Source organism: Gordonia sp. (in: high G+C Gram-positive bacteria) (genome assembly GCF_047602025.1).
GTDB lineage: Bacteria > Actinomycetota > Actinomycetes > Mycobacteriales > Mycobacteriaceae > Gordonia.
In genome coordinates, this window is sequence record NZ_JASGII010000001.1 from 1363909 (window position 1) to 1377408 (window position 13500).

Genomic DNA, 13500 nt, shown 5'->3' on the forward strand with positions numbered 1-13500 from the left:
GTTTCGAGGCGGCAGCGGTCATGTTGCCCGGGCGTTACGCGCAACCAAGTGGCAAACTGTGGCGGTGACCCACTACATGTCGTATGAAGAGTTCGGCCGGCGCTTCTTCGAGGTCGCGGTGACCGAGGAGCGGATCGGTGAGGCGTTTTCGTCGGTCGCCGGAGACTCCTTCGACGTCGGCCCCATCCCGACCGGCCCGGGCGGCATGGTCAAGGTGCTCGCGCGGGTGAGCATCGATCAGCCCGACATCAAGCGGTCCGTCGACGATCTGATCCGGTTCACGGTGCGGCTGCCGCTGCGCATCCGCATCGAGATCGACCTGCGACTCGACCGGCTCAAATACGACGTCGACGGCCTGGTCACCCTGCCGTTGACCTGTCACGCGGTGGAGCCGCTGGCGATCCAATTCGACGTGGAACCGCCGAAGCCCGCGGACGTCCAGGTCGACGTCGCGTCGCACAACATGCGCGCCGAACTGATCCGCAACCTGGCCCAGGTCGACGACGAGGTGCGCCGCGTCATCGCCAAGCAGGTCGCCCAGGAGATCAACAAGCCCGAGGTGCGGGCCGCGCGCGTCATCGATGTCGACGCCCAGCTGCGGGCCGCGATGGACCCGAAGCCGGCCAAGAAGAAGAAGGCTGCGCGGGCGACCGCCGACGACTAGGCCTTGGTCTCGGCCTCGCCGTCGGACTCGGCGATCGCCTTCTCGACGTCGAGCTCCTTGAGCTGCCCGATCAGGTCCTCGAGGGCTTCCGGCGGCAGGGCACCGGGCTGGTTGAACACCAGGTAGCCCTTCTTGAACGCCATGAGCGTCGGAATCGAGCGGATGTTCGCCGCGGCGGCGAGCTGCTGCTCGGCCTCGGTGTCCACCTTGGCGAAGACGATGTCGTCATGATTCTCCGAGGCGCGCTCGAAGATCGGGCCGAACTGTCGGCACGGGCCGCACCAGGATGCCCAGAAGTCGACGAGCACGATGTCGTTGTCGCTGACGGTCTGGTCGAAGGCGGCTGCGGTCAAGTCTGTGGTTGCCATACCCGGGTCAACGCGCATCGGCGCCGATCTGTTCCATCGGGGGAGGATATGGCGGTCATCACAAGCGGCAAACGATTTCGGGCCGGTGCGGGCAGCACCGTAGACTCGGTTGGTCATGATCACCGCTACCGATCTCGAGGTTCGCGCGGGTGCCCGAACACTCCTGTCGGCGCCCGGCTCCGCGCTGCGCATCGGACCGGGGGACCGGATCGGCCTGGTCGGACGCAACGGCGCGGGCAAGACGACCACGTTGCGGATCCTCGCCGGTGAGACCGAGCCGTACGCGGGCGCCGTCGTGCGCAGCGGGGAGATCGGCTACCTCCCGCAGGACCCCAAGGAGGGTGACCTCTCGGTGCTGGCGAAGGACCGGGTTCTGTCGGCGCGCGGCCTGGACACCATGGTGCGCGACATGGAGAAGCAGCAGGTGCTGATGGCCGAGCTCGTCGACGAGGCGGCCCGAGACAAGGCCGTGCGCCGCTACGGGCAGCTCGAGGAGCGGTTCTCCTCGCTCGGCGGCTACGTGGCCGAATCCGACGCCGCCCGCATCTGCCACAACCTCGGTCTGCCCGATCGCGTCCTGGAGCAACCGCTGTCGACGCTGTCCGGCGGACAGCGTCGGCGCATCGAGTTGGCGCGCATCCTGTTTGCCGCGTCCGACGAGGGCGGCAAGTCCACCACGACGCTGCTGCTCGACGAGCCCACCAACCACCTCGACGCCGACTCGATCACCTGGCTGCGGTCGTTCCTGCAGAACCACGAGGGTGGTCTCATCGTGATCAGCCACGACGTCGACCTGCTGGCCGACGTCGTCAACAAGGTGTGGTTCCTCGACGCGGTCCGCGGCGAGGCCGACGTCTACAACATGGGTTGGAAGAAGTACCTCGACGCCCGTGCCACCGACGAGGCCCGCCGCCGTCGGGAGCGCGCCAACGCGGAGAAGAAGGCCGCGGCGCTGCGCACCCAGGCTGCCAAGCTGGGGGCCAAGGCGACGAAGGCGACCGCCGCCCAGAACATGCTCAAGCGCGCCGACCGCATGCTGAACGAACTGGACGAGGAGCGGGTGGCCGATCGGACGGCGACCATCCGCTTCCCGGAGCCCGCCGCCTGCGGCAAGACCCCGCTGATGGCCGGCGGGTTGAGCAAGTCCTACGGGTCGCTGGAGATCTTCAGCGGCGTCGACCTGGCCATCGACAAGGGCAGCCGCGTCGTCGTGCTGGGCCTCAACGGCGCCGGCAAGACGACGCTGCTCAAACTGCTCGCCGGCGTGGAGCAGCCGGACGCCGGCGCCCTGGAGCCCGGGTACGGCCTCAAGATCGGCTACTTCGCGCAGGAGCACGACACCCTCGACGACCACGCGACCGTGTGGGAGAACATCCGCCATGCCGCGCCCGACGCGGGGGAGCAGGACCTGCGCGGCCTGCTGGGCGCCTTTATGTTCAGCGGCCCGCAGCTCGACCAGCCCGCGGGCACGCTGTCCGGTGGTGAGAAGACGCGCCTGACGCTCGCCGGATTGGTGTCGTCGGCGGCCAACGTGCTGCTGCTCGACGAGCCCACCAACAACCTCGACCCGGTGTCGCGCGAGCAGGTGCTCGACGCGCTGCGCAGCTATACCGGTGCCGTCGTCCTCGTGACCCACGACCCGGGCGCGGCGGCGGCGCTGGATCCGCAGCGGGTCATCCTCCTGCCCGACGGCACCGAGGACCACTGGTCCGACGAGTACCAGGAGCTCATCGAGCTCGCCTGACCAGCCGTCGGATCCCGCGTGCGGTCAGACGTGGGCGTCGGTCCGGACCGACGCCTCGACGAGGTCGAGGACGGCTTCCAGATTCGCCGTCGACTCACCCGTCGCCAACCGGTTGATCAGCCCGTCCATCACCAGGTCGAGATAGGTGACCAGCACCGCGGTGGGCAGATCGTCGCGCAGCCGTCCAGCGGTGCGCTGGCTCTCCAACCGCGACAGGGTCGCCGAATCCAGCTCGGCCGAGCGGGCCCGCCACTCGTCGCGGAAGGCCTCGTCGGTGCGGATCTTGCGGGCGATCTCCAGCCGCGTGCCCAGCCAGTCGAAATCCTGCGGCCGGGCGAGCATGTCCCGCATCACCTGGACCAGCCCCTGCTCGGCGGCGACGTCGGCCATGCGGTGCGCGTCCTCGTCGGCCAGCGCGAGGAACAGCGCCTCCTTGTCCCGGAAGTGGTGGAAGATCGCGCCCCGGGACAGCCCGGTGGCCTCCTCCAACCGCTTGACGGTGGCGCCGTCGTAACCGAAGTCGGCGAAACACCGCCGCGCGCCGTCGAGAATCTCCCGACGACGCGCGGCAAGGTGGTCGTCGGAAACCTTAGGCATCAGCCTTCAGCATGTTCCGCAGCACGTACTGGAGGATGCCGCCGTTGCGGTAGTAGTCGGCCTCACCGGGCGTGTCGATGCGGACGACCGCGTCGAACTCGACCTTCTCGCCGTTCTCCTTCGTGGCCGTGACGTGCACGGTCTTCGGGGTGACGCCCTCGTTGAGCTTCTCGATGCCCTCGATGTCGAAGACCTCGGTGCCGGTCAGACCCAGGGTCTTGGCCGACTCGCCCTCGGGGAACTGCAGCGGGACGACGCCCATGCCGATGAGGTTCGAGCGGTGGATGCGCTCGAAGGACTCGGTGATGACGGCCTTGACGCCCAGCAGCACGGTGCCCTTGGCCGCCCAGTCGCGCGAGCTGCCCGAGCCGTACTCCTTGCCGCCCAGGACGACCAGCGGGGTACCGGCCTTCTGGTAGTTCATCGCGGCGTCGTAGATGAACGACTGCGGGCCGCCGTCCTGCGTGAAGTCGCGGGTGTAGCCGCCCGAGACGCCGTCGAGCAGCTGGTTCTGCAGGCGGATGTTGGCGAAGGTGCCGCGGATCATCACCTCGTGGTTGCCGCGACGGCTGCCGAGCGAGTTGTAGTCCTTGCGCTCGACGCCGTGGGCGTCCAGGTACTGCGCGGCCGGCGTGCCCGGCTTGATCGGACCGGCGGGGCTGATGTGGTCGGTGGTGACCGAGTCGCCCAGCAGCGCCAGGACGCGGGCGCCCTTGATGTCCGTCACCGGCGACGGCTCGAGAGCCATGCCGTCGAAGTACGGCGCCTTGGCGACGTACGTCGACTTCTCGTCCCACGCGAAGGTGTCGCCGTCCGGGGTGGACAGGTTCTGCCAGCGCTCGTCGCCCTTGAAGACGTCGGCGTAGGACTTGCGGAACATGTCCTCGTTGATCGCGGCCTTAATGGTGTCGTCGATCTCCTGCGCCGAGGGCCAGATGTCCTTCAGGAAGACGTCCTGGCCGTCGGTGCCCTTGCCGAGGGGCTGCGACTCGAAGTCGAAGTCCATCGTGCCGGCCAGCGCGTAGGCGATGACCAGCGGCGGGCTGGCCAGGTAGTTCATCTTCACGTCGGGGGAGATGCGGCCCTCGAAGTTGCGGTTGCCCGACAGGACGGCGGTGACGGTCAGGTCGTTGTCGTTAACCGCCTTGCTGATCGCCTCCGGCAGCGGGCCGGTGTTGCCGATGCAGGTGGTGCAGCCGTAGCCGCCGAGGAAGAAGCCGAGCTTCTCCAGGTAGGGCCACAGGCCGGCGGCCTCGTAGTAGTCGGAGACGACCTGCGAACCGGGAGCCATGTTGGTCTTGACCCACGGCTTGGTGGCCAGGCCCTTCTCCACGGCGTTGCGGGCCAGCAGGCCGGCGCCGATCATGACCGACGGGTTCGAGGTGTTGGTGCACGAGGTGATGCCGGCGACGGCGACGGCGCCATGGTCGAGCACGAAGGTGTTGCCGTCGGAGGTCACCGTGACCGGCTTGCTCGGGCGGCCCTCGGCGCCGTTGGCGGCCGAGACGACCGCGTCATCCTCGGCAAACGACAGCTTCGCCTCGTCGGCGGAGACGGCGACCGGGTCCGAGGCCGGGAAGCCCTCGTCCAGGGCCTCGTCCAGGCCGTTCTTCGGCGCCGGGTGCTGCTCGGTGACGTAGTTGTGGATGTCCTTGCGGAACGCAACCTTCGACTCCGACAGCAGGATGCGGTCCTGCGGGCGCTTCGGGCCGGCGATCGACGGCACGACGGTGCCCAGGTCGAGCTCGAGGTGCTCGGAGAACTCCGGCTCCCGATCCGGGTTGTGCCACATGCCCTGTTCCTTGGCGTACGCCTCGACGAGGGCGACTTCCTCGGCGTCGCGGCCGGTCAGGCGCAGGTAGTTGATGGTCTCCTCGTCGATCGGGAAGATCGCACAGGTCGAACCGAACTCGGGGCTCATGTTGCCCAGGGTGGCGCGGTTGGCCAGCGGGACCTCAGCGACGCCCTTGCCGTAGAACTCGACGAACTTGCCGACCACGCCGTGCTGGCGGAGCATGTCGGTCACCGTGAGCACGACGTCGGTCGCGGTCACGCCCGGCTGGATCTCGCCGGTGAGCTTGAAGCCGACGACGCGCGGGATCAGCATCGAGACCGGCTGGCCGAGCATGGCGGCCTCGGCCTCGATACCGCCGACGCCCCAGCCCAGGACGCCCAGGCCGTTCTCCATCGTGGTGTGCGAGTCGGTGCCGACGCAGGTGTCCGGGTAGGCCTGGCCGTTGCGGGTCATGACGACGCGGGCCAGGTACTCGATGTTGACCTGGTGCACGATGCCGGTGCCCGGCGGGACGACCTTGAAGTCGTCGAAGGCGCCCTGGCCCCAGCGGAGGAACTGGTAGCGCTCGGAGTTGCGCTGGTACTCGAGCTCGACGTTGCGCTCGAAGGCGTCGGCGCGGCCGAAGACGTCGAGGATGACCGAGTGGTCGATGACCATCTCGGCGGGGGAGAGCGGGTTGACCTTGTTGGGGTCGCCGCCGAGGGCGGAGACCGCCTCGCGCATGGTGGCGAGGTCGACGACACAGGGGACGCCGGTGAAGTCCTGCATCAGCACGCGGGCCGGGGTGAACTGGATCTCGATGCTCGGGTCGGCGTTCGGGTCCCAGTTGCCGAGGGCCTCGATGTGCTCCTTGGTGATGTTCGCGCCGTCCTCGGTGCGCAGGAGGTTCTCGGCCAGCACCTTGAGCGAGTAGGGCAGCCGCTCGGTGCCCTTCACGGTGTTGATGCGGAAGATCTCGTAGGACTTGTCGCCCACCTCAAGGGTGCCGCGGGCGCCGAATGAATCAATACTCACTGGATACATCTCCTCTGTGTCCTCGGTGCGCTGACGAAGGCTGGTCAGCGCGGACCGACGGGCTGTGTCGGGTCGAACAAGGTCAAGCGGCGCCAAACGCGGCGCGACACCATCCAGACTAACAGTACGGACGTACTGTTACCAGGCCGGGGTGCGTGTCGGGCTGCTGGCTCGGTGCTCCTCCATTGTGTCGTACTCTTGCCCAGCAGACGGCCCAACCCCGACGTCCGGCAGAAAGGCGCATCCATGGCCCCCGAGCCCAGCTCCGCGGTACCCACGATCCCGTACGGATCCGCCGTGCCGGCCAATGTCGACGTACCCGCCATCGTGCGGGACCTGAAGGCCCAGGGCGTGTACGGCCCGCCGGCCCAGATCCCGGCGCTGCAGCAGGTCGTCGCCGACGCGAAGGCCAAGGGGCACGACATCAAGGTCGTCGTGCTGACCGACAAGCAGCCGTTCTTCACCTACTACCGGGACATCGCGCTCGCGGTGCAGCCGCAGACCGGGGGCACGGTGATCGTGCTCGGTCCCGACTCCGTCGGCAGCTCGGGTCCCGAGTTCTCGCGCGTGGTGCAGGAGGAGGCGTCGCAGAACCTGACGCTGACCGACCCGCCGGGCGCGGCGCGGCAGATGGTCGACCAGCTCACCTCGCCGCACACGAACTGGACCGTCATCACGATCGTGTTGACCCTGTTCGTGCTCCTCGCGGCCGTCGGCGCGCGGCTGGTGAGTCGACGTCGGGCCGCCGCTGTGCCCGCCGCGGCGTCGCCGGGGGCCGCGGACGCGGTCGACGAGGCGACCGCGTCGACCGACGACTGAGGATTCGCCCGGGCGGACGGCCGCGCGTGTCGTTGCCAAAGTGATACATCGGGCCGATTTGCCGCTTTTTCGCTGATCACAGCGCTGCGGAGCAGAAATCCCACGTTTGTAATTCTGTTTCGGGTGTTTCCCATGCTTACGGATGTGACGTACGGTTCAGATGTCACAGATGAGGTTTGTGTGACTGATGTTGTCCACCTCGCGGATTTGAGGAGTTACCGGCGTGAGGCGAAGCCAGATGTCCCGTGCACCCCGACGGAGTCACCGGGTCGCCACGATGCTCCGTGGCGGCGTGCTGGTGGCCGCGGTCGCCGTGTCGACGCTGGTCGCCGGTACCGCCGGCGCGGCTCCCAGCGCGAAGTCGGCGCAGATCTCGAAGCTGGTCAACCAGATCGCCGCGAGCGATCAGAACCTGACCGACCTGGACAACACCCTCGCGACCAAGCGCGAGGCCGTGAACCGCGCACTCGTCGACTTCCAGAACTCGATCGTCGCCGAGCGACTCGCCACGGTCGCGTCGCAGGGCGCGAAGAAGTCTCTGCTCGACGCCGACAATCGCCTCGCCGACACCCAGAAGGCCTTCGACGGATTCGTCGCGCGCGCCTACAAGCGCGGGCCGGCCGGTTCGATGCGCGACTACGTCTCCTCCGACGACCCGCAGCAGGTGTTGGAGCAGGTCAGCGTGCTCGACCGCGTCTCGGCGCAGCAGCGGACGCTGATCGAGCGGCTGAAGGTCGCCCGCAACCAGAAGGCCAACCGGGCCGCGGCCGCCGAGGCCTCGCGCGTCCAGGCGGCGTCGGCGCTGCGCAGCGCCGCCACCCGCAAGGGCGAGGCGATCACGGCCGTCCAGACCGCCCAGGCCGCGATGCGCGACGAGTCGCGCCGCCGCAATGAACTGCTCACCCAGCGCGCCGCGGCGCAGACCAAGCTCAACAAGCTGCGCGGCACCAACGTGCGCGTCGACGCGCCGGTCATCCCCGGCCTGCCGCCGATGGCCACCGCGGACATCGACCCCAAGGCCGCCCTCGACGCGGCCGCGGCGGCCGCCAAGACCGGGATGGATATCGCGCAGAAGGCGCTGGCCGGTGTGATCGGCTCGCACCAGGTCCCGCAGTCGGCCCTGTTCGACGAACTGGGCCTGTCCGGCAGCGACCTGACCGGCACCGGCGGCAACAGCTCGCTCTCGCGCCTGTCGACCGGCTCGCTCGGCGCCCTGTTCGGCAGCACCGGCAGCTTCAGCGGCGGCGGCCAGGTCCGCCCGGGCCTGCGCGGCCCGCAGGCCGTCGAAGTCGTGGTCAACCGCGCGATGGCACAGCTGAATCAGCCCTACGCCTGGGGCGGCGGCGACGCCAACGGCCCGACCAAGGGCATCCGCGACGGCGGTGTGGCCGACGCACACGGCGACTACAACAAGGTCGGGTTCGACTGCTCGGGCCTGATGATCTACGCCTTCGCCGGCATCGGCTACGACCTGCCGCACTACACCGGGTACCAGTACACGTCCGGTCCGCGGTTCCCGATCTCGCAGATGCAGCGCGGCGACATGATCTTCTGGGGCGCCAACGCCAGCCAGCACGTCGCGCTCTACCTCGGCGACGGCAAGATGATCGAGGCCCCCGAGTCGGGCAGCGTCGTCAAGGTGTCCCCGGTGCGCATGGGCGGCACGATGCCCATGGTCGTCCGACTCTGGTGAGTCGCCGGCCGGGGGCGTCGATCCACCGGTTGACGCGCGGGGCGCCCGTTATCGCCTAACCGCGTCCGCGCGGCTAGGCTGGGGCAGACCGTTCCACCCCGCTGCCGGTCACCCGTGTGCCCGGGCAGCGCCACCGACGACAGGAGTTGGGCTTTGACGTCGCAGCCCGCCAAAAGCCAGCAGACTTCCGCCGCGCTCAGCGAGGCTGATTCGAAGCTTCTCGAGAAGGCCATCTTCGAGGTCAAGCGAGTAATCGTCGGACAGGACCAGCTCGTCGAGCGCATCCTCGTGGGCCTGCTGGCCCGCGGCCACATCCTCCTCGAGGGCGTCCCCGGCGTCGCGAAGACGCTGGCCGTCGAGACGTTCGCCAAGGTCGTCGGCGGATCCTTCGCCCGCGTGCAGTTCACGCCCGACCTGGTGCCCACCGACCTCCTCGGCACCCGCATCTACCGGCAGGGCAAGGAGGAGTTCGACATCGAGCTCGGCCCGGTCGTGGTGAACTTCCTGCTCGCCGACGAGATCAACCGTGCACCGGCCAAGGTGCAGTCGGCCCTGCTGGAGGTCATGGCCGAGCGCCAGGTCTCCATCGGCGGCAACACCTATCCGCTGCCCAGCCCGTTCCTGGTCATGGCGACGCAGAACCCGATTGAGAACGAGGGTGTGTACCCGCTGCCCGAGGCGCAGCGCGACCGCTTCCTGTTCAAGGTGAACGTCGACTACCCGTCGGTCGAGGAGGAGCGCGAGATCGTCTACCGGATGGGCAACGTGCCGCCGACGGCGTCGCAGGTCCTCGATCCGGAGACGATGATCCGCCTGCAGGAGGCCGCGGCCAACGTCTTCGTCCACCACGCCCTCGTCGACTATGTGGTCCGCCTGATCAACGCCACCCGCCGCCCGGCCGAGCTCGGCATGACCGAGGTCCAGTCCTGGCTGGCCTACGGCGCCTCGCCGCGCGCCACCCTCGGCATCATCGCTGCGGCCCGTGCACTCGCCCTGGTCCGTGGCCGCGACTACGTGGTGCCCGCCGACATCGTCGAGATCGCGCCGGACGTGCTGCGCCACCGCCTCGTGCTGACCTACGACGCGCTCGCCGACTCGGTGGACGCCGATGACGTCATCGCCCGCGTGCTGCAGACCGTGGGCCTGCCGCAGGTCGTCGCCACCCAGGCCGACGCCGCAGCGCAGCAGGCCGGCGGCCAGATCCCGGCGATCCCGAACCCGGCGCCGGCGGCCCCGCAGGCGCAGGTCACGCCGCATGCCGGCCAGTAACACCCCGCTGCCGCACTTCGACGACGGGCTCCTCAAGGACCCGGCGCTCACGGCGGCGCTGCGCACCCTCGAACTCACCGTCCGGCGCAAGCTCGACGGCGTGCTGCAGGGCGACCACCTGGGGCTGATCCCGGGTCCCGGCTCCGAACCGGGCGAGGCGCGCGCCTACGAACCGGGTGACGACATCCGCCGGATGGAGTGGGCGGTCACCGCGCGCACGACGGTGCCGCACGTGCGCCAAATGATCGCCGACCGCGAACTGGAGACCTGGCTCGTCGTCGACGTGTCCGGCAGCCTCGACTTCGGCACCGTCGGCGAGATCACCAAGCGCGACCTGGCCGTCGCCGCGTCGGCGGCGATCGTCCACCTCACCGCCGGCGGCGGCAACCGGATCGGCGCCATCATCGTGACCGGCGACGAGATCGTGCGCGTGCCCGCGCGCGGCGGACGCGCCCACGCGCAGACCCTGCTGAAGAAGATCGCGACCACGCACCGCACGTCGCCGACGGTGCGCGGCGACCTGCGCGACGGCATCGAGGCCCTGCGCCGGCCGGAGCGCCGCCGCGGCCTGGCCGTCGTGATCAGCGACTTCCTCGGGCCGATCGACTGGGACCGCCCGCTGCGCGCCATCGGCGGTCACCACGAACTCCTGGCGATCGAGGTGCTCGACCCGCGCGACCTCGAATTGCCCGCGATCGGCGACGTGCGCCTGGCCGACGCGGAGACCGGCGAGATCCACGACGTCGTGATCACCGAGCAGGTGCGCGACGACTTCGCGGCGGCGGCGGCCGCCCACCAGGCGAAGGTGCACAAGACGATCCGCGCGTGTGGCGGACCGGTGATGACGCTGCGGACCGACCGCGACTGGATCTCGGACACCGTCCGGTTCATCACCAGTCGGCGCCGCGGCCTGGCGGCGGGAGTCGGCTGATGCTTGCCAATCCGTGGTGGCTCCTGGGCCTGTTCGTCGTCGCGGCGCTGGTCGGGCTGTACGTCTACATCCAGCGCAAGCGCAACGCGCGCGCCATCCGCTTCGCGAACCTGGAGGTGCTGCGCTCGGTCACGCCCAAGCGGACCGACCGCTATCGGCACGTGCCGTTCGCGATCCTCACCGTCGCGCTCATCCTGCTGACCGTCGCACTGGCCGGCCCGCAGTCCGACCGCAAGGTGCCGCGCAACAAGGCCACCGTCATGCTCGTCATGGACGTCTCGCGTTCGATGAACGCCACCGATGTGGCGCCCAGCCGTATCAAGGCGGCGTCGGCGGCGGCCAAGAAGTTCGCCAGCGAACTCACCCAGGGCATCAACCTCGGGCTGATCTCCTTCGCCGGCACACCGACGACCCTGGTCAGCCCCACGCCCGACCACACCGCGACCGAGAAGGCCGTCGACAAGCTCCAACTCGACGACAAGACGGCGACCGGTGAGGGCATCTTCGCCGCGCTCGAGCAGATCCGCACGCTGAACTCGCTGCTCGGCGGCGACGAGGGCGCACCGCCCGCCCACATCGTGTTGCTCTCCGACGGCAAGCAGACGGTGCCGGACAGCCAGGACGCCCCGCGCGGCGCGTTCTCGGCCGCCCGCAAGGCGCGCGAGCGCAAGGTCCCGATCTCCACGATCTCCTTCGGCACCCGCGGCGGTGTCGTGGAACTCGAAGGGGAACGCGTCCCGGTGCCCGTCGACGACGCGTCGCTGAAGAAGATCGCCCAGCTCGGCGCTCCCGGCGGCCGGTTCTTCACCGCGTCGAGTCTGGAAGAGCTCAACAAGGTCTACGAGTCGTTGCAGGAGCAGATCGGTTACGAGACGACGCGCGGCGACAACTCGCACCCGTGGGTCCTGGCCGGCACCCTGCTCGCCCTGCTGGGCGCCGCGGCGGCCCTGGTCCTCAACCAGCGCCTGCCCTGACCCGATACCCATCCGACCAACCCCGACACGATAGGTTCTTCAGTCATGACTACCTCACGTTCTGTCTTGGTAACCGGCGGTAACCGCGGCATCGGCCTCGCCATCGCCCAGCGCCTGAAGGCCGACGGCCACAAGGTCGCCGTGACCCACCGCGGCTCGGGCGCGCCCGACGGCCTCTTCGGCGTCCAGTGCGACGTCACCGACACCGAGTCGGTCAACCGCGCCGTTGCCGAGGTCGCCGAGCACCAGGGCCCGGTCGAGGTCGTCGTGGCCAACGCCGGCGTCACCGAGGACACCCTGCTGATGCGCATGGACGTCGACCAGTTCGAGCGCGTCATCAACGCCAACCTCACCGGCGCCTTCCGCGTCACCAAGGCGGTCACCCGCGACATGCTCAAGAACCGCTGGGGCCGTTTCATCTACCTCGGTTCGGTCGTCGGCCTGATGGGCACCCCCGGCCAGGCCAACTACGCGTCGAGCAAGGCCGGCGTCATCGGCCTCGCCCGCTCGGTCACCCGTGAGCTGGGCAGCCGCAACATCACCGCCAACGTCGTCGCGCCGGGTCTCATCGACACCGACATGACTCGCGCACTCCCGGAGGAGTACACGAAGACCGCGGTCGACCAGGCGATCCCGGCCAAGCGCATGGGGCAGCCGGAGGACGTCGCCAACGTGGTGTCCTTCCTGGCGTCGGACGACTCCGGCTACGTCACCGGCAACGTCATCAATGTCGACGGCGGTCTGGGCATGGGCCACTAGGCCCGCACCCCGACGCCACCACCACAACCACAGGAGTCAGCCATGGGCATTCTCGACGGCAAGACCGTACTCGTCACCGGCATCATCACCGACGCCTCTATCGCCTTCTCGACCGCCAAGGTCGCCCAGGAGCAGGGCGCCAAGGTGATCATCACCGGCATCCCCGAGCGCCTGCGGCTGATCGACCGCATCGCCAAGCGTCTGCCGGAGGAGGTGCCGCCGGCCATCCCGCTCGACGTCACCGACGAGGAGTCGCTGGGCCAGCTGGCCGACAAGGTTCGCGAGCTCGCCCCCGAGGGAGTCGACGGCCTCGTGCACTCGATCGCCTTCGCACCGCGCACCCTGATGGGCCCGGACGCGCTGCCCTTCCTCGAGGGCCCCGGCCCCGACGTCGCCAAGTCCTTTGAGATCTCGGCGTGGAGCTACGCGTCGCTGGCCCGCGCCGCGCTGCCCGTCATGAACGAGGGCGGTTCGATCGTCGGCATGGACTTCGACCCGCGCACCGCGATGCCGGACTACAACTGGATGGGCGTCGCCAAGGCGGCCCTGGAGTCGGTCAACCGCTACGTCGCCCGCGAGGTCGGCTACGCCAAGAAGATCCGGTCCAACCTCGTCGCCGCCGGCCCGATCAAGACGCTGGCCGCCAAGGCCATCTCGGGCACCGCGACCGACGACGCCAAGAAGCTCAACATGCTCAACGAGTACTGGAACGGCGCCTCGCCGATCGGCTGGGACGTCGACAACCCCGGCGTCGTCGGCACCTCGGTGGTCGCGCTGCTGTCGGACTTCCTGCCCGGTACCACCGGCTCGATCATCTACGTCGACGGCGGGGCGAGCCACAACACGTGGTTCCCGGAGGACATGATCAAGTAG

At 69.1% G+C, this 13500-nt stretch carries 12 protein-coding genes; 9 read left to right on the forward strand and 3 right to left on the reverse strand.

Annotated features, from left to right (window positions below; all coding sequences use genetic code 11):
* The first annotated feature begins 76 nt into the window (after positions 1 to 76).
* Positions 77 to 664, forward strand: coding sequence for a hypothetical protein (locus tag QM728_RS06785; RefSeq protein ID WP_415032848.1), 588 nt, complete (start codon positions 77 to 79; stop codon positions 662 to 664).
* Here the strand turns inward: QM728_RS06785 and trxA are convergent.
* On the reverse strand, positions 661 to 1032 hold the full coding sequence (gene trxA, locus QM728_RS06790; protein WP_415031274.1) for a thioredoxin: 372 nt from the start codon (positions 1030 to 1032) through the stop codon (positions 661 to 663). The two genes, QM728_RS06785 and trxA, sit on opposite strands and share 4 nt — an antisense overlap.
* A 115-nt stretch (positions 1033 to 1147) precedes the next feature.
* Between trxA and QM728_RS06795 the strand changes: the two genes are divergently transcribed.
* Positions 1148 to 2776, forward strand: coding sequence for an ABC-F family ATP-binding cassette domain-containing protein (locus tag QM728_RS06795; protein WP_415031275.1), 1629 nt, complete (start codon positions 1148 to 1150; stop codon positions 2774 to 2776).
* A gap of 24 nt (positions 2777 to 2800) precedes the next feature.
* On the opposite strand, the gene QM728_RS06800 is transcribed toward QM728_RS06795, so the two are convergent.
* Both QM728_RS06800 and QM728_RS06805 read right to left on the reverse strand, forming a co-directional pair.
* Positions 2801 to 3373 carry a TetR/AcrR family transcriptional regulator gene (locus QM728_RS06800; protein ID WP_415031276.1) on the reverse strand — a complete coding sequence of 191 codons (573 nt, stop codon included), beginning with the start codon at positions 3371 to 3373 and terminating at the stop codon, positions 2801 to 2803.
* On the reverse strand, positions 3366 to 6191 hold the full coding sequence (locus tag QM728_RS06805) for an aconitate hydratase (protein ID WP_415031277.1): 2826 nt from the start codon (positions 6189 to 6191) through the stop codon (positions 3366 to 3368). Before QM728_RS06805 ends, QM728_RS06800 begins: the two co-directional genes overlap by 8 nt.
* Positions 6192 to 6428: 237 nt before the next feature.
* Between QM728_RS06805 and QM728_RS06810 the strand changes: the two genes are divergently transcribed.
* The 7 genes from QM728_RS06810 to inhA all read left to right on the forward strand — a co-directional run bounded on the left by QM728_RS06810 (position 6429) and on the right by inhA (position 13500).
* Positions 6429 to 7001 carry a DUF6676 family protein gene (locus tag QM728_RS06810; RefSeq protein ID WP_415031278.1) on the forward strand — a complete coding sequence of 191 codons (573 nt, stop codon included), beginning with the start codon at positions 6429 to 6431 and terminating at the stop codon, positions 6999 to 7001.
* Positions 7002 to 7239: 238 nt separating this feature from the next.
* Positions 7240 to 8694 (forward strand): NlpC/P60 family protein, encoded by a 1455-nt coding sequence (locus tag QM728_RS06815; protein ID WP_415031279.1) that lies wholly within the window; start codon positions 7240 to 7242, stop codon positions 8692 to 8694.
* Positions 8695 to 8847: 153 nt separating this feature from the next.
* A complete protein-coding gene (locus QM728_RS06820) occupies positions 8848 to 9963 on the forward strand; it encodes an AAA family ATPase (protein ID WP_415031280.1) in 1116 nt (371 codons plus the stop codon).
* Complete coding sequence (locus QM728_RS06825; RefSeq protein ID WP_415031281.1) at positions 9950 to 10894, forward strand: DUF58 domain-containing protein; 945 nt, start codon at positions 9950 to 9952, stop codon at positions 10892 to 10894. Before QM728_RS06820 ends, QM728_RS06825 begins: the two co-directional genes overlap by 14 nt.
* On the forward strand, positions 10894 to 11868 hold the full coding sequence (locus tag QM728_RS06830; protein WP_415031282.1) for a VWA domain-containing protein: 975 nt from the start codon (positions 10894 to 10896) through the stop codon (positions 11866 to 11868). The genes QM728_RS06825 and QM728_RS06830 overlap by 1 nt, the downstream gene beginning before the upstream one ends.
* A 45-nt stretch (positions 11869 to 11913) precedes the next feature.
* Complete coding sequence (gene fabG1 / locus QM728_RS06835) at positions 11914 to 12627, forward strand: 3-oxoacyl-ACP reductase FabG1 (RefSeq protein ID WP_415031283.1); 714 nt, start codon at positions 11914 to 11916, stop codon at positions 12625 to 12627.
* A 42-nt stretch (positions 12628 to 12669) separates the two neighbouring features.
* A complete protein-coding gene (gene inhA, locus QM728_RS06840; RefSeq protein WP_415031284.1) occupies positions 12670 to 13500 on the forward strand; it encodes an NADH-dependent enoyl-ACP reductase InhA in 831 nt (276 codons plus the stop codon).

Bases quoted from the DNA above. Each gene is read 5' to 3' on its own strand.
- QM728_RS06795 (WP_415031275.1), top strand. From the start codon at position 1,148: ATGATCACCGCTACCGATCTCGAGGTTCGCGCGGGTGCCCGAACACTC.
- QM728_RS06805 (WP_415031277.1), bottom strand. From the start codon at position 6,191: ATGTATCCAGTGAGTATTGATTCATTCGGCGCCCGCGGCACCCTTGAG.
- QM728_RS06785 (WP_415032848.1), top strand. From the start codon at position 77: ATGTCGTATGAAGAGTTCGGCCGGCGCTTCTTCGAGGTCGCGGTGACC.
- trxA (WP_415031274.1), bottom strand. From the start codon at position 1,032: ATGGCAACCACAGACTTGACCGCAGCCGCCTTCGACCAGACCGTCAGC.
- inhA (WP_415031284.1), top strand. From the start codon at position 12,670: ATGGGCATTCTCGACGGCAAGACCGTACTCGTCACCGGCATCATCACC.
- QM728_RS06800 (WP_415031276.1), bottom strand. From the start codon at position 3,373: ATGCCTAAGGTTTCCGACGACCACCTTGCCGCGCGTCGTCGGGAGATT.
- QM728_RS06810 (WP_415031278.1), top strand. From the start codon at position 6,429: ATGGCCCCCGAGCCCAGCTCCGCGGTACCCACGATCCCGTACGGATCC.
- QM728_RS06830 (WP_415031282.1), top strand. From the start codon at position 10,894: ATGCTTGCCAATCCGTGGTGGCTCCTGGGCCTGTTCGTCGTCGCGGCG.
- fabG1 (WP_415031283.1), top strand. From the start codon at position 11,914: ATGACTACCTCACGTTCTGTCTTGGTAACCGGCGGTAACCGCGGCATC.
- QM728_RS06825 (WP_415031281.1), top strand. From the start codon at position 9,950: ATGCCGGCCAGTAACACCCCGCTGCCGCACTTCGACGACGGGCTCCTC.
- QM728_RS06815 (WP_415031279.1), top strand. From the start codon at position 7,240: ATGTCCCGTGCACCCCGACGGAGTCACCGGGTCGCCACGATGCTCCGT.